The sequence below is a fragment of the Dyella sp. OK004 genome (assembly GCF_900114495.1).
Lineage (GTDB): Bacteria > Pseudomonadota > Gammaproteobacteria > Xanthomonadales > Rhodanobacteraceae > Dyella_D.
Genome location: NZ_FOZI01000002.1, coordinates 68,012 through 87,760, shown reverse-complemented (window position 1 = coordinate 87,760; position 19,749 = coordinate 68,012). Strand labels below are relative to the sequence as shown.

The window sequence follows — 19,749 nt, the reverse complement described above, 5'->3', positions numbered from 1 at the left end:
GTCGATACGGACTGGCCTGTCACTTCCCCTCCGATGCACTACTGTCATTGGAAAAATGTATTCGATTACATTCGCGTAAAAGCTGGGGTTTGCTGCTTGATCTGGAGATGGCGTGATGCCGCATGGCGATAGCCTGAGCGAATGACGCCTGAAAACGTGGCATGGTATGTAGCAGATGTACAAACGACGATGCAACGATTTCATGTAATCCATTACATTGCATTGCACAAATATGCATGGATGGACGGCCTGGAGATCTCGTTTGCAGGGCGCTTGCCGGCCGGGTGCGGGTGCTATTGTCCCGGCCACAGTAGTGATGTGGGAGGCGAAACTTGTGAGTGCGGTGGGATCCAAGGGCAAAGGGCAGGGCGCCAAAGGCAAGCGTTCTTCTAAAGACGCGCCGCAGCAGAACCGCGTCAGGACGGTCAAGGAGATTGCCGCCATCGCCAAGGTTTCGGTGGCGACTGTGTCACGTGCCTTGCAGCGGCCCGAGATCGTCAGCGAAGCGACGCGCCAACACATTCACGAGGTCGTCAAGCGCCTGGGCTACACACCCAACGCACTGGCGCGCAACTTGCGTACGGCACGTACGCGCCTGATCGTCGCCTTGCTTCCCGACATCGCCAACCCCTTCTTCTCCGAGGTGATCCGCGGCATCGAGCAGGTCGCGCACGAGAGTGGCTATTCGGTGCTGCTGGGCGAGACCCAGAGTAGTCTGGTGCGCGAGCAGGCTTACGCCGATATGGTCGCGGCGCGCCAGGCCGACGGCATCATCACCATGTCACATCGCGTACCGGCGATTCCGATCAATGGCCGTCTGCCTGTAGTCAACGCGTGCGAGTACGTCAAGGATCCGCAGATATCCAGTGTCTACGTCGACAACGTCGCCGCGGCAGGTGCCGCGGTCGACTATCTCGTCACACTGGGACATCGCGACATCGCCTTCATCGCCGGCCCGTCGTCGAGCCCGATCTGCGTGGACCGCGAACAAGGCTATCGGCTCGCCCTGCAGCGGGCGAAGATTCCCGCCAACTCCGCGCTGGCCACCGTCGGCGATTTTTCGATCGAAGCGGGTGAGCGCGCCATCGAACTGCTCCTGTCACAGGGGCAGTCGTTCAGTGCAGTGTTTTGTTCCAACGACGAAATGGCGATCGGTGCCATGCGCGCCCTGAGTTCGCATGGCTTGCGCGTGCCGGAGGATGTCTCGGTGGTCGGTTTCGACGACATCCGTTTCGCGCGCTATACGTCGCCATCGTTGACCACCATCGCCCAGCCAAAGAACGCGCTGGGGCGAGAAGCCATGACCATGCTCATCGAGCTGCTCAATGATCCGGAGGTGCCGCCGCGCAAGCGCGTGCTGTCGGCGGATCTGGTGGTGCGGGGTTCAACCGCGCCGCGTGTGTCCAGGCGTGGATAGTGAGTCTCACAGATTGCAGTTCAAAGGAGTCAGCTCCAACGGACGGTGATCGGACCTTATCGTCGAGTCGTCAAGGAAATCGTGCGATCGAGCTGCGCGTTTTGTGAAGGTGCGTCGTATCTCTCTTTAATACGGCTGAAGACCACCGCGTCCGCTCCGGCCGGTTTGCACGAGCCAGTCGATATCCACTTGAATCCGTCTCGTGGGAAAGCCCGGTCAGACGCACCGTAGCGCTTCGCTGTTGTCGCCCCCATGCAATCAACGAGCCACTCCATGCAGCGGCGATGGAGCGGATGGTCACGAAATACAGCAGCTGGCGATAGCAGAAGCGCTGTACCACAAGCCACAGCAGCAAATGCCACTGCTCTCTTTTCTCCAGCGCGAAAGCTATACCACCCGCCAACATATCGGTGGCCAGAAAGACGCCATAGAAAAGCATGATTTCGGACAACCCTTGGCTATCGAATTGATCCCGATGCGATGTGTAGTCGACCGCTGCGTTGACGATTTGCCATAGCAGAAGTACGTCAACGAGAGGTGCAAGTAGCGCAAGTCCATATTGAAATACCCACATCTGCGGCAGCGCCACCAGGCCAAGTGCTCCCTGGCTCTTTCTGAACAAAGCGTCGCGATGTTTCCATAAGCACTGCAAGGTGCCGAACGACCAACGGATCCTTTGACGGATAAGGGCACCCATGCGATCCGGCACCTCCGTCCAGGCGATCGCCTCGCTGTCGAAAAGCGCTCGGTATCCTGCCTTTTGCACAGCGATGGTCAGATCCTGGTCTTCGGCCAGCGTGTCGCAAGGAAAGCCGCCGAGCTCATTCAGTACGGATCGCCGCCACGCGCCTACAGCCCCCGGTACGACGGTAAGTGTCCCCAGCGCCGCGAGTGCGCGGCGCTCCAGATTCTGCGTCACGATGTATTCCAGTGCTTGCCATTGGGTGATGACATTGGTCCGATTGCCTACTTTGGCATTGCCGGCCACGGCACCTACCAGCGCATCGCCAAACCAGCGCACCAGACAGCTGATCGTGTTGCACTCGAACTGGGTGTCCGCATCAAGCGCAACCAAAACTTCGCCTTTCGCAAAGTGCAATCCAGCATTGAGTGCATGAGCCTTGCCGGCGTTGGGGCGGCTCATCAGAACCACTCTCGCGTCATGCGCGAAATGACGTCGAATCCTGGCGGCTGTGGCATCCGTCGAGCCGTCATCCACCACGATCACCTCGAGGGTGGCGTAGTCACTATTCAACACATGGCTAATGCAGTCGAGGACGACCTTTTCTTCGTTATAGGCAGGAATAATCACGCTTACCAGCGCATCGCCGTTTTCCATAGTTGGTGGCGATCGACGGGACTCACGAATGCGATCCACTAAGGCCAGTCCACAAAGCAGAACGACGCGGCCAATGCCAAGAAAGATCGCCAGACGGAGCAGCCAGTGCAACACGGATCCCGTCTGCTCCACGCCAAGAAAGCCTGCGCGAATGAATTTCAATGGCCAGGTGCCACCTGTCAGTTGCGGCATGCTTTGGTCGCGCGACAGGCCCGCGATGTTAGAAGATGTGACCAGCCGATAGCCTTTTGCGCGCAACGTATCGATCAATAGTGGGAGTGCGGCGACCGTCCGCGAGCGATCGCCGCCACCGTCATGCATCAGGATTACCTGTGCATGCCGGTCGGATGTGGCGGAGGAAAGTTGTTCCATGATCCTCTTTACTATCAGCGTTGGCGGAAGCTCCTCCCAGTCGTCGGAGTCCACATGCAGGCCCACGGTGAGGTACCCCAGAGACTGCGCTTGCTCCATGGGAGTCAGCTCGTCCGACGTCGTAGGCTCGGCATTGCCTAGATAGGGAGGGCGGAACAAACGCATGGAACGCCCGGTAAGCGCCTCGAACAGTCGCTGGGTCGACGCCAGCTGCCACCACATCGCTAACCCATGGCCTTCGGCATAGCCACGATGTGAGAAGGTGTGATTACCCACTTCATGACCTTCGTTCACCATGCGCTGCACGAGGCTGGGCGATGCCTGCATGTTTTGGCCAATCACGAAGAATGTCGCGGATGCCTTTTTAGCTTTAAGGATGTCGAGGACGCGAGGTGTCCACCGCACGTCGGGACCATCGTCGAAGGTGATCGCGACATTGCCGGGCGCTCCGGCGACACGCTGAATGGCATAGGGCTGGGGAAGTACGTCGTAGTGCTCGTCTTCAATTCCACCGTTCACTGTATTTACCCGTAGAGCACGGGATCCTGTCGTCGGTATGCTGGCGACTCGCAGAATCTCGCCGTCACCCAGCATCTGCACGTTCACCCCGCCATCGATCTGCCGTAAGCGTGGATTGGCGGGGGCTCCGTACTCATGCCGCATCACTGTCCAGATCGATGGATCCTCTGAGCCGATGCGCCAGACACCATAGGCGAACGGTCGATAGGCATCCGCATGACGCACCTGGTTGTAGGCTGTGACGCCGTCCAGAAACCACACTTGATGCCGGCTGCCGTCACTTTCGCTGTAAGCGAAATGAGGATTTTGCGCGGTCTTGTCGAAATTAATGGTTGCGTCTGACTGTCCTGCCCGGACCATAGTCTCCTCGAAGGTAACCGGCTTGCTGCCATGTTCTACCGACCAGTCGTAGCCATAGCTGCCGATGGCCACGATCGTATGTCTAGGATCAAGCTCGCTCATACGTCGGCGCAAAATCTCGTCATACCAGGGCATGCCGGCAACGCTTCCCGGTATCCGATCGGCCTCCGTATGCTCGTCGTAAGCCATCAAAAGTTCGAAGTCGACGACTTTCGCGTAGTCCGCATAATCCCAGTCGTCATCGTCGAATGGGACCGCCAGTACCAATCGGAGATGGTGGGGTGTCATAGAGGCCGAGAGCTCCGCTAAAAAACGGCGCAGATCGTCGTGGGCATCTTCGGGCACTCCCTCGAAATCCACGGTGACACCCTGAAATTGATTGCTTGTGAGAAACGACACGATCTGTGCGATGCGTTCGCGACGGATGGTCGGGTCCGCCAGGGCTCGGGCTAATCCTGGGCCATCCCAATGTCGCCCGGAGATGTTCTGTAGCGTGGGTAGTACGGACAGATCGGGTTTTTCACGATGGATGAGCGATACCACCTTGGCATCCACGCTCGTCTGCAAGGCCATGTCGGCGCCCTGCATGCGTAGCCAGGTCGGCATCAGCCAATCCAGTTGGGGAAGTGCATGTGAGAGACCACGGTAAGCGGTCTCGTCATCCTTGGTGAAGACGGTATAGAACCCTGCGACGAGGGGGCGGCCTGTTGTTGGAGAACTGGCTGTGGCAGTCGTTACATGAGGATCCACCAAGTTGACCACGTGGGACAGCATCGGCTCGGGCCTGGCAGCATCGTTTTTCGGGATGGACGGTGTGGCTGACTCGCGTCGATAAGGCATGTCGCGCTCCCTTAACTGCAAGGGCGGGACATAGGGACCAAGACAGAGGCTTGTTACGAAGGCGGCGAGAGAGAGCGCTGCGATGGCTGCGCAGATTCTGCCGACGCGCGATAGCCGACGTGCGCGCCGCCCCGAAGGATCGACAAACACCAGTTTCCTTTCCATGAGGCCCTCAACGCAGCGAGTCTTATCCGGCGACACCGGGCCCGCCCGGAAGGGCGGGCCCGGTCATGGATTTCCCGAAAAATGGAGAGCGTCAGAAGGCTGTAATCACTACGGAGTTTTCGTTGCCGAGGTTCCCTGGCGCTATGCCTGCCCCATAAACCCCATTGGGAGAAATGGCGTTGAACTCGCTGCTTGAGCCACCGTTATAAGTCCCGGCGTCGGTTGCTTGAGCGGCTCCAGGTGTCCAGTACGCGCCATGCTCCTCTACCAATCCGCCAACATTGATTTCGCTGTTGAAGACCACGCGGTTGGAGGTATCCGAGATATCCACTGGCCAGTCGCGCAGACCTCCACTCAACAACGGAATCGCCGTCGCCGAAGTGCTCGACGGCACCCAGTAAGCAATATTGGTAACGCCGGCCGACGTCTGGAACTCAACCAGAACATTGCCGTTGTTGTTAATACCGTCTGCCTCACTGCTCGGCGTGCCGCTTTGCCCAGTGACCGTCTGCAACAAGACCGGTTGGCTTGTCGGTGAAGCCCAGTAGGCAGCTTGCTCTTGTGCCTGTCCGACTGCCGGAGCTTGCGAGTGACAAGTACCGACTGCCTGTAGCGCATTGTTCATGGACTCCACCTCGCAATCGGCATAGCCCGCAGGAATCGGCAATACCGTTGCGTTGTAGCCGCAGAGCAGGCCCAAGGTGCACGTGTACTGGGCTACCTTGCCGTAGCTAGTGCCTGGATTGGCAGGATCGGGGCAATCCATCGCCACGTTGGGCTGGCCGCCACTGCCGTTGGAATCGGTGATGTCGACCGGATCGCAGTTGTCCCCATAGCTGGACACCTCGATCGGATTGCCGCTGCCCGCCGGCCAGATCACCACCGTGGAATCCTCGGCGCCTGCTGCACCGGTACTACCGCCCACCACAGCCCCGGACTGATTTTCACCGGCCTCGAACGTCGCTACATCGGGCGCTAGATTTAAGCCTGAAAGCAGAGGCAGCGGAGCGAGTTTAGTAGGCGCACTCGACGGACTAGCCCACGTGACCGCGTACTGCACGTCATGAGCGTCAAGGCAATAGCCGGAAATCATGCCATTGGCGGCAACGACGTCTGCCTGGCATCCCTTGTTGAGAGCTAATGGTGCCAGTTTGGTAGGTGCTCCCTGATTCAACGAGACCCACGCTACTTCCGGACCGTTGTCAGTGGCCGGAAGGCAATAACCCGCTTCTTCCCCCGAATTGTTGATGGAGTTTGTCTCACATTGCTTACCTGCCTGCGGTGCACCTGCGCTAACCCAACCTGATCCCGCCATGGCCGGCATCGTGTGCGTCATACCGACCACACCGACGACGGCGATGACCAAGGACAAGAGAGCACTGCATTTCGTATCGAATGCCATGTTGATCACCTCAATGGTCAACCACAAAGGAACGATCTGTTGGGCGTCCGCGGACATCTGGCCAACTCCGTGGGCGCGCCGACCTGCATAAAGGGCGACGTGGGAGGCAGCAACAACAGCACGATCATGTCGCGAGGAAATGAAGCGGTACGACAACGACCTGGCGTGTATTTGTCGATGGTCGAATGTCTCTTTTGAAAAAGACGTCCATCGATCTGAGGCCAGATCTTTGACGATAGATATGAAGCGTACTTTACGTGATGTGCGTCACGGTCTTATCGCAAGACGTTGCGATTGATGGATGTCCGAAAACAGTAGCGCGACAAAGACCCATCAGAGACGCGCACTTTCACTCATCGCAGACGGCACGGTCACGCACAAGCGACGTCGTGCCACCTAAGTTCACTAACGCGTTGCGCAAGGGGATGGACGGCCGGAGACATCGACGATCTATCCGCCGCGGTAGTGATCGGAATCACGCCGCTCGTCGTTGCCGTAGGTGTCGCAGTGGCGATCTGCGTCATCACATCAGGGGGCGCCATGGATGCCGCGAGGATCCAAGATGGATCGGGGGAGCGTCGAAGCAAGGCGAGGAAGCTCACGACTTCATCGCGAAAGCGATGGGATAAGGAAGAGCTTCGCTATCTGGAAGCGTGGGCCGGCGTTCGTTCAATCGCCGAACTGAGTTGGCGTATGCAGCGAACGGAGCGTGCGCTTCGCTGCAAGATGCATCGCCTGGGATTCAGCGCGAAGATCAAAGAAGGGTGGGGCCTTCAGGAACTAAAAACGTCACTGAAGCTCAGTAGGGCGGCAGTCTTGCATTACATCGAAGCAGGGCTGCTGCGGATCCACAGTGCACAGGTGTGTCTACGCCCAGGCACGTCACTGCCACCTTCTAAGAAGAACACCCTGTCGCCACTGGAGCGGATTCTACCCGCCAGGAAGTTTGCCCATGCGGCGCAGTGGTCTCTTCGACGTGTGGCGATCTATGTGCGAGAGGGGCGATACCTATTGACCCATCTTCGTTGTACCGACATCTCGGTACGGCGCATAGCCATGTTGCCGGCCAACCGTGCGCGTCTGAGTCGCGCTGTAGATTGCTGGTTGGCTAGGCCGCCCGGGGAACTGGGGCGCTCGTCAGCACCATGATGAGGCGCACGCATTAATCGAGCACGATGGCTTGTCGATGGCTGCAGGGATGATCGTTGCGATCATCCCTGCGTTATGCCTACGAGAGGCACGATTCGATTCGACGATGATTCGGACCAGGCGCTTCCTTCGTAGATACACGGTGGCGAGAAGTCCCAGAGTTAATTCGACACGTCGCTTGCCGCTTGTGTAAATCACTGCGGATTTGAGCAGCTCAAAACAAATGGGGAAGCTGCGGCAGCATATGGGAAGTAACTGTATTGGATGTCGATGATCGCGCCCGACGTAGTGACGCTGGAAATTTCAATTTGATAGTCGGAGGAGCCGCCGCCGATGAGCGTGGCGGTGCATTTAGGTGTGACTGTGAAGGCGGAATTGAATGTGACGTTGTAAATGTCATTGATATTGTCATAGCCGGCGTTACCGCTTAACGCTGACGATCCTGAGAGAGTCCCGTCGGCGTTGAATGCAGCGGTGAATACCGTTTGGCTCGGTTGACCTGGTTGAGATTTGAAGTAACCGATGGGTGGTGCGCAGGGCAGGGCAGCCTGCCAGTGAACGGAGGTCGGCAAGATAAGAGCCTCTGAGTCGACGCACGCGAAAACGGGTGGATTCGCGGGACCCTCAACGCTCGCTTGTGCATGGATGGGCATCGACATGCCGGCCATTCCCATAAGCATCGTGGCGGCAACGGAAAACCCTCTAAAAATGCGCTTCATGAAGACATTCCTCTCGATCATTTCGCCAACAACTGGTGGGCGCAGGCGCGACGACGTTTGCGGTCCCATCGAACGAGCAGCAACCTGACAACAGTCCGATCTATCGATGACGGACCGCATGGCGGTCGAACGTGGGCTACGTTATGTCGGCGCGATGGCTCCGCAAGTGGAATGGCGTATCGCTTGGGAGGAAATGACTTGTTAGTACTTGGCTTACCAGCGACGGGTGAGATGCCATATGTCTCATCGGGCTATGCGGCTCGAAACTGGCATGTCTTCGACAGGGTAGAGGCAGGTGCGGCGTCTAGTGTCGTGGTTGGCGGGGTGTACGCGCTAGCGATGGCGCGCCACGCTTGGTATGCGCTGATCGCCTGGACCACTGCGGTACCCGCTTGCCACGGTGCAGTGACCGTCCATCCATCAAAGCGAGCTTTTTGAGTTTGTGGCCTGCTTGCCATCTTGGTCAGCAAAGTCGCGGCGCAAATGCCAAATTTCATCGTGATCATGGCTTAGTGCTCTCGATGCCTTAGACTGACCTTGAAACTCCAACCTAGGCTTGTCTCATGGCAATCGATCTCAAAAACCTTTCACCGAAAGAACTCCAGGCGCTCATCGCAAACGCAAGCGCACAGATGCAGGAAGCCCATGCTGCTCAGATCCAGGCTGTCAGGCAGAAGATCGAGACCTTGTTGAGCAATAGTGGTCTCAGTTTGGAGGATATCTTTCCCTCGCGCGGTAAGAAGGCGCCGGCTAAGAAAGGCGGGGTGGGATCGGTGGCTCCCAAGTACCGCGACCCTTCCGATCCATCCCTAACCTGGTCCGGGCGCGGACGTCAGCCAGCGTGGTTTGCGAAGGCCCTTAGGCGCCGCGGTGTGACCAAGGAGGCTCTCCTGATTGGAGCCCCCGCAAAGCCCGCTGTGCCGGCTAAGAAGGCGAAGACTCTCAAGAAAGTCGCTAAGCGCGCAGGTAAAAAGGCAGTGGCGAAGAAGACGGCCTAAAGCTGGCTGGGGACCACGATGTGGCGATAGGTAAGGTATCCATCCCTTACTTTTGCTGCATCGCGGTCCTTGTAATTGGATGTGATTGATAACGCGCTCGAATGCCCAGAGAGCGCCGCGTGCAGGTTCTGGCACTGACAGATGCTGCAAGCATCACTGCAGCCGGCGCCGATGCACGCTCGGCTTTACGCCATTTCATGATCGCAGACAGTCTCTCTCAGGCTCCCGCAGGTTTGAGTCTACTCAAGGCGAACAGCGCCTTCTTCTTTGCATTCGCTATTCCGCCTTCTGGTGGGCAGGGCGATATCGTCAACAGATCGACACGTTGTCAAAAACGCAATTGCGAGATGAACGCGCGGCCAGTCGGCCCAGGCAGCAGGTCCTTTCGATAGACCACATGCATGGGGAGAAACACATCGCGCGCAACTCCCTCGACTTTGATCTTCACCAGGGTTCCCGCGTCGAGATCTTTCTTGACCATATGCAGGGGCATATGCCCCCAGCCCAATCCTGCGTTTAAAAACGCATGCTTCGCGCCAAGGTCGGCGAGACGCCATGTGAGTGGCGACAGCACGCCGAAGTTTCTGCCTTCGGACAGCGGCGTGCGATCGGTCAGCACCAGCTGTATCTGCTTCTCGACGAGCTTCTTGCTGATCGTGCCTTTGTGCTTTGCCAGCGGATGCGACGGCGCCACCACGGTGATAAAGGGAAGGTCGAGCAGCGGCTCTGATGCGATGTCGTCGGGTATCACCGGCAGCGAGCCCACGATCCCTATGCGGCACACGCCATCCATCACCGGCCGGATCACACCGCCCAGCGCTTCCACGTAGATGCGCAAGGGCGTGTTGGGGAAGAACTCGCGGCAATAGCCGGCGGCGCGTGTAAGTCCTTCCATGGGATACATCACGTCGACGGCCACGGAAAGCTCGGGCTCCAGGCCCTCTTTCATTGAGCGAGCGCGGGCCTTGAAGCCGTCCATCTGATCGGCCACGCCACGCGCTTCGGTCAACAGGGCCACGCCCGCTTCCGTCAGCTTGGGATAGCGCTCGCTGCGATCGAACAGCGTGATGCCCAATTGCGCTTCGAGATTCAGCAGCGTCTGGCTCACTACCGATTGCGCGCGATGCAGCTTTCGACCTGCCGCGGAAAAACTTCCTTCTTCCGCGGCGGCAATGAAGGTGCGGAGCTGGTCCAGGGTGACGGCGTCGAGCATATATCGTCCTAGCCGATGGATTTCATCGAAAAATATAGGCTACTCGGATGCATTGGCAAGGCCTAGCCTTTATCTATCGCAGACGAGGACGCCCCCATGAACGCAGTTGCTTCCTTCCTATCGCAGCCCGGACTGACCGCCGAGCTAGTGGCCACGCCGCGCAAGATCCGGACCGTCACCACCGGCTATCACAACGGCCCCATCACCCGCCTGGTCAGCCCTTCCGATCTCGGCCAGTGGATCAAGCCCTTTGTGTTCCTGGATGCCGGCGTGGTGCCGCCATCGAGTGAGCCCTTGTTCGGTATCCATCCGCATTCGGGCATCGCCACTTTGACGGTCGTGTTGGAAGGCCAGCTGGCCTACGAGGACACCACCGGCAAGCAAGGCGAAGTGCTGGCGGGTGGCCTGGAATGGATGAAGGCGGCGGGCGGGGTCTGGCACGACGGCTACGTCACCGGCGATACGCCCATGAAGCTTTTCCAGCTCTGGGTGGCCCTGCCGCCGGACCAGGAAAACGGCACCCCGGAAAGTCAGTACATCGCACCGGAGGATGTCCTCAGTGCGGGTCCGGCACGCGTACTGCTCGGGCACTACCAGGGCGTGAACAGCCCGATCCGCTCTCCCGCCGGCATCACCTATCTGCATGTCCAGCTTAAGGCAGGTGAGCACTGGCGCTTTCAGCCGAATCCAAACGAAACCGTGGCGTGGATGGCGTTGCACCAGGGTACGACCACGGTGCCCGAAGGCCTCAATGCCGGCGACATGGTCATCTTCGAGGAAACCGAGCACGCCATCGACATCGTGGCCCATGACGACGTGTCATTCGTACTCGGCGCCGCCGTGAAGCATCCGTATCCCTTAGTGACGGGCAAGTACTCCGTCCATACCAACGCTCACGCTCTCGCCAAAGGCGAAGCGGAGATCGCAAGCATCGGCCGCCAGCTGCGTGCAGTCGGCCGCCTGAAGTAAGTCCTACGCATCTATCCCAACCATTCCTTCCTGAAGAGAGAAACCATCATGAGCACTCAAACCCAAACCACCGCTTACACCTCGTCGATCGGCGATGCACAAGCCACATCGATCCTCACTTTCAAGAGCTCCACTGAACTGGTTGCTCGCGTACTGATCGTCAGCCTGTTCCTGCTCTCCGGCGTGGGCAAGATCGGCGCTTATACCGCCACCGCCGGTTACATGGCTTCCGTCGGTGTGCCCAGCGGTGTACTTCCGCTGGTGATCGCCACCGAAGTACTGGGTTCGCTCGCCATCATCCTTGGCTGGAAGACCCGCATCGTTTCGTTCCTGCTGGCGGGCTTCACCTTGCTGACTGGCATGCTGTTCCACAACAACTTCGCCGATCAGATGCAGATGATCATGTTCATGAAGAACGTGTCGATCGCCGGCGCCTTCCTGCTGCTGACCGTCAATGGCGCGGGCCCGATCAGCCTCGACCACAAGTCGCGCTGATCCCTCGCATCTATCCCATCGACTTTCCATCAGGAGACATGTCATGAGCTACGCCATCATTGGGTCGGGCGCCATCGGCGGCGCCCTCGCCAAACAGTTCGCCCGCAGCAAGATCAAAGCTGTCATTACCAATCGTCGCGGAGCCGCTTCGCTCGAAGATGCATCGCAAACGTTCGGCCCCACCGTGAGTGCCGCGGAAACCACCGACGCACTGAATGCGGAAGTGATCATCCTCGCCGTCCCGTTCGGGGCGGTGGAGGAGATCGCCAAGTTGCGTAGCGACTGGTCCGGCAAGATCGTGGTGGATGCCACCAACGCGATCGAGTTTCCCGCCTTCAGGCCACTGGATCTTGGAGGGCGGCCCTCCAGTCAGGTAGTGGCAGCACAGCTCAAAGGCGCCAAGATCGTCAAGGCGTTCAACACGCTGCCGGCCGCGGTACTTGCGGATGAGCCGCGCCGGAGTGAAGGCAATCGCACGATCTTCGTTTCAGGCAACCACGTTGATGCCAACGAGCAGGTGGCCAGCCTCGCCAGCTCGCTGGGCTTTGGCACCATCACCTTGGGTCGTCTGGAAGAAGGCGGTTTGCTGCAGCAGTTTGGTGGGCCGCTGGCGGTGCATAGCCTGATCAAGCAGCGCTAAGGCGGGCCGTTCCCATTCCTCACTTGGAACATGGTCATGGCGCAGCCATGGCCATCGGCTCAGCCAGCAGGACGTCTCCCAAACAAGCGCGGGTTAAACACCACATGTCCGGGAATGGCGAGCACCACGTCGGTACCGCTGGGCTCCCTGCGGCGAATGGTCAAAGTGGCGCCGAGTTTTTCCGCCCGCTCGTGCATGCCGACCAGGCCCCAGTGGCCGTCACGCCGGCCTTGCCGGATGGTGCTCGTCTGAATGCCACGGCCGTCGTCGCGAACCGCGATGCGCAAGCTTTGTGGCTGGTAGCTGATATCGATCTCGATCAACTTGGCGTTGGCATGGATGAAGGCGTTGCGCATGGCTTCGCGGACGATTTCGACCACCTCGTCGCAAGCCGGAGGGCACAGAGGTTTCTCGGTGCCGGTCATGGTCACCCGGAACGGTATGCCATAGGTGGATGCCAGCTCTTCGCCGATCGCGCGAATCGATTGGGTGAGCTGGCCCCGCACCTGGTCGGCACCGCGTAGCGCCACGATCTTGTCACGGCCTTCGACCAGCATGTCGCGCGCCTGCTCGATCGCCGCGTCCAGCGTGCCGCGCCGGTGATCGTCGGCAGGCAGTCCGGCAGCCAGCGCCTGCAGGCGAAGCAACAGGCCCTGCACACCTTGTAGCAAAGTGTCGTGCAGTTCCCGCGCAATGCGTTCGCGCTCGCGGGTGCGCTCTTCCAGTCGCAGGTGGAGTCGCTCGCTCATCAGGCGCAACCACCATAAATAGAGCGCTGCGACCAGCAGAAGGCCGGCGGCGGCGCATAGCAGGCGGAACCATGAGGTCTGATAGAACTGCGGCGCGATGCTGAAATCGATACTGGCGCCCTGATCGTTCCACACGCCGTCGTCATTCGCGGCGGTGACATGGAACTGGTACTTGCCCGGGCCGAGATTGGAATAGAACGCCTCGCGCCGGGTGCCGCTGTCCTGCCACTGCTCATCCACGCCGTCGAGCTTGTAGCGGAATCGCACACGGTCGGGAATGGCCAGGCTGGTGGCGGTGTAGTCCAGGCGCACATTGCTGGTGCGCTGGGGCAGATGCAGCGATTGCAGATCGGTATAGCGCTGGTCGCCGGCACTCAGCCCCTGGATAAATACCGATGGCGCGATGGCGTTGCGATGCAAGCTTGCGGGATCGATCCACGCAACGCCCTGATTGGTGTTGAACCAGATACGGCCCAGGGCATCCAGGATGGCGGTCGGTACCGGCGAGGCCTGCAGTGCAATGCCGGGCAAGCCGTCGTGATAGTCGAACAGCTCGTACGGCGCGCGGTAGCCACTACCGTCGAAGCCTTTATGGAACGCATCGGGATTGATATGCAGCACGCCCCGGCTGCCGTTGATCCAGACGTCGCCCTTGTCGGTGCGCACGATGCCGGATACGCCTGTCAGTACTTGCGGCTCATCAATGGCGAGCGACTCGAAGCGGCCCTCACGCAGTCGGGCGAGTCCGCCATCGCCACCCACCAGCAGGTCGCCGGCGTGGGCGTCTATCGTGGCGATATTACCGACATGCAGGCCTTGGGCCGGGCCGAACAGTTGCCGGGTCGCGCCATCGATCGACAGCACGCGGTTATCGGGATAGCCGGCCCACAAGCGGCCGCTGGCGTCGAGGGCTAGCGCGGTAGGTGTCATCGCATCCAGTTCGGAGCCCTGGTCGATGCGCGTCCAGCGATTTTGCTGCCAGTGATAGAGACCGTTGTTGGCGAGGCTGGCCCATAGCCCGCCTTGCCGGTCCGAGGCTATCGCCTGGACGATCACATGCTTGCTGGCCACCGGCAGTTCGAGCGGGACGAAGCGGCCGCTCACCATGCGGCCGAGGGAGTTGTACCCGACCACCCATAGGGTTTTGTCGGGCGCGTAGAGCGCGGCGCCGATATCGGGCAAGCCTTGTGAGACCACCTCCGCGTTTTGCGCGGCGGCACGCAAGAGCGAACCGCCGTTCGCCATCCAGACCTCGCCCAGGTCGCTGGCGGCGAGTGCCGAATTGGTCGCCGGCCCCACCTTGGTGTTGGCCGGCACCTGCACTTTGTTGAGATGAAAGCTGCTCAGCCCCAGGTTGGTGCCAGCCCATAGGTTGCCTTCGCGGCCTTCGAGCAGCGGTACGGCGACGTCGGACGGCAAGCCGTTGCCGCGATTGAACACACCATCGATGTCGGCAGGTTGCAGTGAGCGGCCATCCGCCCGTCGGGACGGGGACGACACCCGATAGACGCCGCCACGTGCGGCATCGGTACCCCACAGGTGGCCGTCGCGGTCGAACAGCAGCCGCTTGGATTGCACGAAGGATGTCTCGGCTGGCGCTTGCTTCGGATCGGCCGAAGGGTGTGCCGCGGACAGGCCGGGCAGGGCGCGGGTGCCGTGCAACCCATCCGATAACCACAGTGTGCCGTCGGGTGCCTGCGTCAGAATGGCGTCCTGATTCACGCGCTCGCCGGTGTTCTCGAAGCGGCGCGAACCTTTGCGCAGGAACAGCAACTGATCGCCGGTAGTTACCCACAGCGTGCCGTCGCGGTCGGTCATCACCCAATCGGCACGCTTCGCCGGATAGTTCCACTCACTACCTATCGTTTGCCAATGCCGACCGTCGAAGCGCGCAAGGCCGCCGCGGCTGGCCGCCCACAGGCTGCCGTCGCCGGCTTCGGCAAAGGCGATCACCATGCCGGCTGGAAGGCCGTTGCGATCGGTGTAGTGCGTCACGTGGCCGGCCTTGAGCACACTGGCGCCACCGTAGAAAAAACCGATCCACAGGGAGCCGTCGGGACGCATGGACAACGCCGTGATGTCCATGGAGCGAAAGCCTTCATCCGGCGCCGGCTCGTAGCGTTCGAATTTCACGCCGTCGAAGCGATAAAGCCCGGTGCCCGTGCCTAGCCACAGAAAACCATCATCCCCCTGAGCCAGCGCCCAGATATCCGCCGGCGCGGTGTGCTCGACGGTCCAGGAGGTCAGGCGAAACTGTTCGGTGCTACTGCTGGTTTGCGCGCCTGCGTACGAACACAGACCCAGCAGGCATACGCCCAGCAGGTTGCGCAGCGCGTTCCACTTACTCGACCTCATCCACGTTGCTCTGATAAGCGTGCCCCTGTCGCGACCTACGCCGTGTTCCGATCGGAACGGTCCTGGCGCCGGTTGTTGCTGCGCAGTGTATCGGTAACGCTCAAGCGCGTCGTGGCGGACTGACGGGTGTCTTCACCCGAATGGGCATTGAACCCTTCGCTGCCGCATCGGATAGTGCTTGGTGTGGAAAACCAGAATGGCAAGCTCAGGGTACTCATCGCCGACGACCATCCGGTCATGCGGGACGGTTTGCGTGCCGCGATCGACAGTGCCGCCGACATGACCGTGGTCGGCGAAGCGGCCGATGGCGCGCAAAGCGTGGTGCGTTTCCGCGAGCTGCAGCCTGACGTCACCTTGCTGGATCTGCAGATGCCGCAGATGGACGGCTTGCAGGCGATCGCCGCGATCCGCGCTGAATGGCCCGGCGCCCGGCTGGTGATTCTGACCACCTATCCCGGCGACGCCCGGGTGAAACAGGCGCTGGCTCTGGGCGCCACGGCCTACCTGCTCAAGACCTCCACCCGCGACGACATCCTGCAAGCGATTCGCGGCGCGGCGATAGGGCGCCGCACGATCGTCGGCGAGCTGGCCAGCGAGGTGGCCTCGCACGCCGTGGCGGACATGCTTACCGCCAAGGAGTTGAGCGCGCTGCGCCTGGTGGCCACCGGGCACGGCAACAAACGCATCGCCGAGATGCTGTGCATTTCCGAGGATACGGTGAAGGCGCGCCTCAAGAGCATCATGGCGAAGCTGGGCGCGTCGGACCGCACACATGCCGTGACCATCGCGATCCGGAGAGGCTTTCTCGACTCATAACCCCCCGCCTGTTGTAGGAGCCCCCCGGATCAAGTCCGGGGCAGGCTCTGTGGGCGATCCAGATGGGACTGCGCTTCATAGGTTTTTCGCGCACAGGGTGCGCTCCCACAGGGCTGGATGATCGGCCTGACTATCGCATCTAGCCTTTCTCCCGGACATCCCCGATCGGGTAGCCGCGACTTGCCCGTTCCGGGCTGTGCCCGGATGCGCGGCTCGGTGACATTGATGCCTTCCGCTCGCCATGCGTCCCCATCACCGGCATCGAGTCGCGGTACCCAGTCCTTCGTGAGCGTTTCACCGGATTGCTCCAGTGGTAACCGCTCCGCCTACGCCACCTCAAGGAGATCGATATGCCCATCACTGCCACGCCCACGCCCGGCAAGCTGCTACTTACGCCGAAGGATCATGCATTGATCATGATCGACTTCCAGTCACAGATGGCCTTCGCGACGCATTCCATCGACGCCATCACGCTGCGCAACAACGCCGGCCTGGTGGCGCACGCGGCGGCCAGCTTCAAGGTGCCGACGATCCTCACCACGGTGGCTGAGAAAAGTTTCTCTGGCCCGATGTTCACCGAGGTCACCGACCCGTTTCCGGGCCAAGCGCTGCTCGACCGCACTTCGATGAATACCTGGGAAGACGCCGCCGTCATCAAGAAGGTGAACGAGATCGGCAAGACGCGCCTGGTGCTGGCCGGTCTGTGGACTTCGGTCTGCATTGTTGGTCCGGCGTTGTCGGCGATCGACCAGGGCTTTGAGATCTACGTGATCACCGATGCCTGCGGCGATGTTTCGGCCGAGGCGCACCAACGCGGGGTCGAGCGTATGGTGCAGGCTGGTGCCCGTCCGATGACGGCGCTGCAGTATCTGCTTGAGCTGCAGCGCGACTGGGCGCGTACCGAGTCGTACGACAGCACCACCGGCGTCGCCAGGCAGTTCGGCGGATCGTACGGTCTAGGCATCACCTACGCCAAGTCGATGTTTGGCGCGCACGAAGGTTGAGTACCGTCATGAGTGGCGGCCAACCGCCGCCGCTTTCACGTTGTCGTTGAGTGGAGAGGCCGATGAAGCCCTATGTTTTTTCTCTCGCCGCAGGCTTGCTGGTGGGCATCGTCTACGCTTTGATCAAAGTCCGCTCACCCGCGCCACCGGTGATCGCACTAGTCGGACTCTTGGGTATTCTCGTCGGAGAACAGATTCCTCCTCTGATCAAGCATCTGCTGAACCGGGATGCCGCGGAGACCACCTGGCTCCGCGGACAGGTCAAGCCGCACGTGTTTGGCCAGTTGCCTGAGGGCAAGCACACCGCCAAGCCGGCACCGGACACGGAGGCCAACTCGTGAACTCCGCAACGGCCACTCCCGAGCTCATCCTGCATCGCGGCCAGTTCGCGACGCTCGACCGCGGCCAGCCCCATGCCTCGGCGGTGGCCATTGCCGGTGGTCGTTTCATCGCCGTGGGCAACGATGCCGAGATCATGGCGCTGGCTGGCGCCAACACGCGCGTGGTCGACCTCAAGGGCCGTCGCGTGCTGCCCGGCCTGATCGACAACCATCTGCACATCATCCGTGGTGGCCTGAACTACAACCTTGAACTGCGTTGGGATGGCGTGCGTTCGCTGTCCGATGCGATGAGCATGCTCAAGCAGCAGGTGGCGATCACGCCGCCGCCGCAATGGGTGCGCGTGGTCGGCGGGTTCACCGAACACCAGTTCGCCGAGAAACGCTTGCCGACCATCGACGAACTCAATGCCGTTGCGCCCGACACACCGGTGTTCCTGCTGCATCTTTACGATCGCGCGATACTCAACGCGGCCGCGCTGCGCGCCGTCGGCTATACCCGCGACACAGCGGAACCGCCGGGCGGCCAGATCGTGCGCGATAGCGATGGCAACCCGACGGGTTTGCTGCTGGCCAAGCCGAATGCCTCCATTCTTTATGCAACGCTCGGGCGCGGTCCGAAGCTGCCGTTCGATTACCAGCTCAATTCCACGCGGCATTTCATGCGCGAGCTCAATCGTCTTGGCGTCACCGGTGCCATCGATGCCGGCGGCGGTTCGCAGAACTACCCGGACGACTATGCGGTGATCCAGCAGCTGGCCGACGAGGGCCAGCTGACTATCCGTCTCGCCTACAACCTGTTCACGCAGAAGCCCAAGGCGGAGAAGGACGACTTTCTCAACTGGACGCGCACGTCCAAGTACAAGCAGGGCGACGATTACTTTCGTCACAACGGTGCCGGTGAGATGCTGGTGTTCTCCGCTGCGGATTTCGAGGATTTCCGTCAGCCCCGGCCGGACATGCCGCCCGAGATGGAAGGCGACCTTGAAGGTGTGGTGCGCATTCTTGCCGAGAACCGCTGGCCGTGGCGCATGCACGCCACCTACGACGAAACCATCAGCCGCGCGCTGGATGTGTTCGAGCGGGTGAACCAGGACATCCCGCTGGAAGGGTTGAACTGGTTCTTCGACCATGCCGAGACGATCTCCGAGCAGTCGATCGACCGCATCGCGGCGCTCGGCGGCGGCATCGCCGTGCAACACCGCATGGCCTACCAGGGCGAGTACTTCGTCGAGCGCTATGGCATGGGTGCGGCGGAAGCCACGCCGCCGGTGGCAAAAATCCTGGAGAAGGGCGTGCGGGTATCGGCTGGTACCGACGCGACCCGCGTGGCTTCGTATAACCCATGGGTATCGCTGGCGTGGCTGATTACCGGCCGCACCGTGGGCGGCTTGCGGCTCTATCCGCAGCGCAACTGTCTGGATCGCGAAACCGCATTGCGCATGTGGACCGAGAACGTCACATGGTTTTCCAACGAAGTGGGCAAGAAGGGCCAGATCAAGGTCGGCCAGTTCGCCGATCTGGTGGTGCCGGATCGCGATTTCTTCGCCTGCGCGGAGAGTGAGATCGCCGACACCACTTCGGAGCTGACCATGGTCGGCGGCAAGATCGTGTACGCCGCCGGCATGTTCACCGATCTGGACGAGGCGCCGGTTCCGCCGGCCATGCCGGACTGGTCGCCGGTGCGCCGCTTCGGCGGTTATGCCGCGTGGGGCGAGAACAAGGCGGACAGCGCAGCGATACGCCAGATGGCGATGCAGTCGTGCGGTTGCGCGCATGCTTGCGGCATCCATGGGCACGATCACGCCACGGCCTGGTCGAGCAAGCTGCCGATCGCCGATCTCAAATCCTTCTGGGGCGCGCTGGGCTGCGCCTGCTGGGCGATATGAC

At 60.7% G+C, this 19,749-nt stretch carries 14 protein-coding genes; 9 read left to right on the top strand and 5 right to left on the bottom strand.

The features are described from left to right. Positions 1-334 precede the first annotated feature (334 nt). Positions 335-1,417 (top strand): LacI family DNA-binding transcriptional regulator, encoded by a 1,083-nt coding sequence (locus BM338_RS07105; RefSeq protein ID WP_255367224.1) that lies wholly within the window; start codon positions 335-337, stop codon positions 1,415-1,417. 70 nt (positions 1,418-1,487) lie between these two features. On the opposite strand, the gene BM338_RS07100 is transcribed toward BM338_RS07105, so the two are convergent. From BM338_RS07100 to BM338_RS07090, 3 genes are all read right to left on the bottom strand, one after another. Beyond that, complete coding sequence (locus BM338_RS07100; protein WP_255367223.1) at positions 1,488-4,847, bottom strand: polysaccharide deacetylase family protein; 3,360 nt, start codon at positions 4,845-4,847, stop codon at positions 1,488-1,490. A gap of 256 nt (positions 4,848-5,103) precedes the next feature. Then, positions 5,104-6,471 carry a hypothetical protein gene (locus tag BM338_RS07095; protein WP_090450203.1) on the bottom strand — a complete coding sequence of 456 codons (1,368 nt, stop codon included), beginning with the start codon at positions 6,469-6,471 and terminating at the stop codon, positions 5,104-5,106. Positions 6,472-7,757: 1,286 nt separating this feature from the next. Beyond that, positions 7,758-8,282: a hypothetical protein gene (locus BM338_RS07090; protein ID WP_090450202.1), complete on the bottom strand. Its 525-nt coding sequence runs from the start codon at positions 8,280-8,282 to the stop codon at positions 7,758-7,760. A 563-nt stretch (positions 8,283-8,845) separates the two neighbouring features. Here BM338_RS07090 and BM338_RS07085 point away from each other — a divergent pair. Continuing rightward, on the top strand, positions 8,846-9,280 hold the full coding sequence (locus BM338_RS07085; protein WP_090450201.1) for an H-NS histone family protein: 435 nt from the start codon (positions 8,846-8,848) through the stop codon (positions 9,278-9,280). A gap of 328 nt (positions 9,281-9,608) precedes the next feature. On the opposite strand, the gene BM338_RS07080 is transcribed toward BM338_RS07085, so the two are convergent. Beyond that, the gene (locus tag BM338_RS07080; protein WP_090450200.1) at positions 9,609-10,493 is read right to left on the bottom strand and encodes a LysR family transcriptional regulator; all 885 of its coding nucleotides are present in this window, start codon (positions 10,491-10,493) and stop codon (positions 9,609-9,611) included. A 96-nt stretch (positions 10,494-10,589) separates the two neighbouring features. Between BM338_RS07080 and BM338_RS07075 the strand changes: the two genes are divergently transcribed. The 3 genes from BM338_RS07075 to BM338_RS07065 are packed head-to-tail and all read left to right on the top strand — an operon-like array spanning position 10,590 to position 12,597. Then, positions 10,590-11,462, top strand: coding sequence for a pirin family protein (locus BM338_RS07075; protein ID WP_090450199.1), 873 nt, complete (start codon positions 10,590-10,592; stop codon positions 11,460-11,462). Positions 11,463-11,510: 48 nt separating this feature from the next. Then, entirely contained in the window at positions 11,511-11,957 is a 447-nt protein-coding gene (locus BM338_RS07070; RefSeq protein ID WP_090450198.1) for a DoxX family protein, read from the top strand. Positions 11,958-12,000: 43 nt separating this feature from the next. After that, positions 12,001-12,597, top strand: a complete 597-nt coding sequence (locus tag BM338_RS07065) for an NADPH-dependent F420 reductase (protein WP_090450197.1) — start codon at positions 12,001-12,003, stop codon at positions 12,595-12,597. Positions 12,598-12,656: 59 nt separating this feature from the next. Here BM338_RS07065 and BM338_RS07060 read toward each other — a convergent pair whose 3' ends face one another. After that, positions 12,657-15,701, bottom strand: a complete 3,045-nt coding sequence (locus BM338_RS07060; protein ID WP_090450196.1) for a sensor histidine kinase — start codon at positions 15,699-15,701, stop codon at positions 12,657-12,659. Positions 15,702-15,884: 183 nt separating this feature from the next. Here BM338_RS07060 and BM338_RS07055 point away from each other — a divergent pair, with 183 nt between their 5' ends. The 4 genes from BM338_RS07055 (at position 15,885) to BM338_RS07040 (ending at position 19,748) form a co-directional block, all read left to right on the top strand. Next, positions 15,885-16,517, top strand: coding sequence for a response regulator transcription factor (locus tag BM338_RS07055; protein WP_090451195.1), 633 nt, complete (start codon positions 15,885-15,887; stop codon positions 16,515-16,517). A gap of 350 nt (positions 16,518-16,867) precedes the next feature. After that, positions 16,868-17,521, top strand: a complete 654-nt coding sequence (locus BM338_RS07050) for a hydrolase (protein ID WP_090450195.1) — start codon at positions 16,868-16,870, stop codon at positions 17,519-17,521. 62 nt (positions 17,522-17,583) lie between these two features. Beyond that, a complete protein-coding gene (locus BM338_RS07045; RefSeq protein ID WP_090450194.1) occupies positions 17,584-17,862 on the top strand; it encodes a XapX domain-containing protein in 279 nt (92 codons plus the stop codon). Continuing rightward, complete coding sequence (locus BM338_RS07040; protein WP_090450193.1) at positions 17,859-19,748, top strand: amidohydrolase; 1,890 nt, start codon at positions 17,859-17,861, stop codon at positions 19,746-19,748. The genes BM338_RS07045 and BM338_RS07040 overlap by 4 nt, the downstream gene beginning before the upstream one ends. Position 19,749 lies beyond the last annotated feature (1 nt).

Coding starts and splice junctions, on each gene's coding strand:
- BM338_RS07050 (WP_090450195.1), top strand. CDS start 16,868: ATGCCCATCACTGCCACGCCCACGCCCGGCAAGCTGCTACTTACGCCG.
- BM338_RS07080 (WP_090450200.1), bottom strand. CDS start 10,493: ATGCTCGACGCCGTCACCCTGGACCAGCTCCGCACCTTCATTGCCGCC.
- BM338_RS07075 (WP_090450199.1), top strand. CDS start 10,590: ATGAACGCAGTTGCTTCCTTCCTATCGCAGCCCGGACTGACCGCCGAG.
- BM338_RS07070 (WP_090450198.1), top strand. CDS start 11,511: ATGAGCACTCAAACCCAAACCACCGCTTACACCTCGTCGATCGGCGAT.
- BM338_RS07085 (WP_090450201.1), top strand. CDS start 8,846: ATGGCAATCGATCTCAAAAACCTTTCACCGAAAGAACTCCAGGCGCTC.
- BM338_RS07090 (WP_090450202.1), bottom strand. CDS start 8,282: ATGAAGCGCATTTTTAGAGGGTTTTCCGTTGCCGCCACGATGCTTATG.
- BM338_RS07065 (WP_090450197.1), top strand. CDS start 12,001: ATGAGCTACGCCATCATTGGGTCGGGCGCCATCGGCGGCGCCCTCGCC.
- BM338_RS07045 (WP_090450194.1), top strand. CDS start 17,584: ATGAAGCCCTATGTTTTTTCTCTCGCCGCAGGCTTGCTGGTGGGCATC.
- BM338_RS07060 (WP_090450196.1), bottom strand. CDS start 15,701: ATGAGGTCGAGTAAGTGGAACGCGCTGCGCAACCTGCTGGGCGTATGC.
- BM338_RS07100 (WP_255367223.1), bottom strand. CDS start 4,847: ATGCCTTATCGACGCGAGTCAGCCACACCGTCCATCCCGAAAAACGAT.
- BM338_RS07095 (WP_090450203.1), bottom strand. CDS start 6,471: ATGTCCGCGGACGCCCAACAGATCGTTCCTTTGTGGTTGACCATTGAG.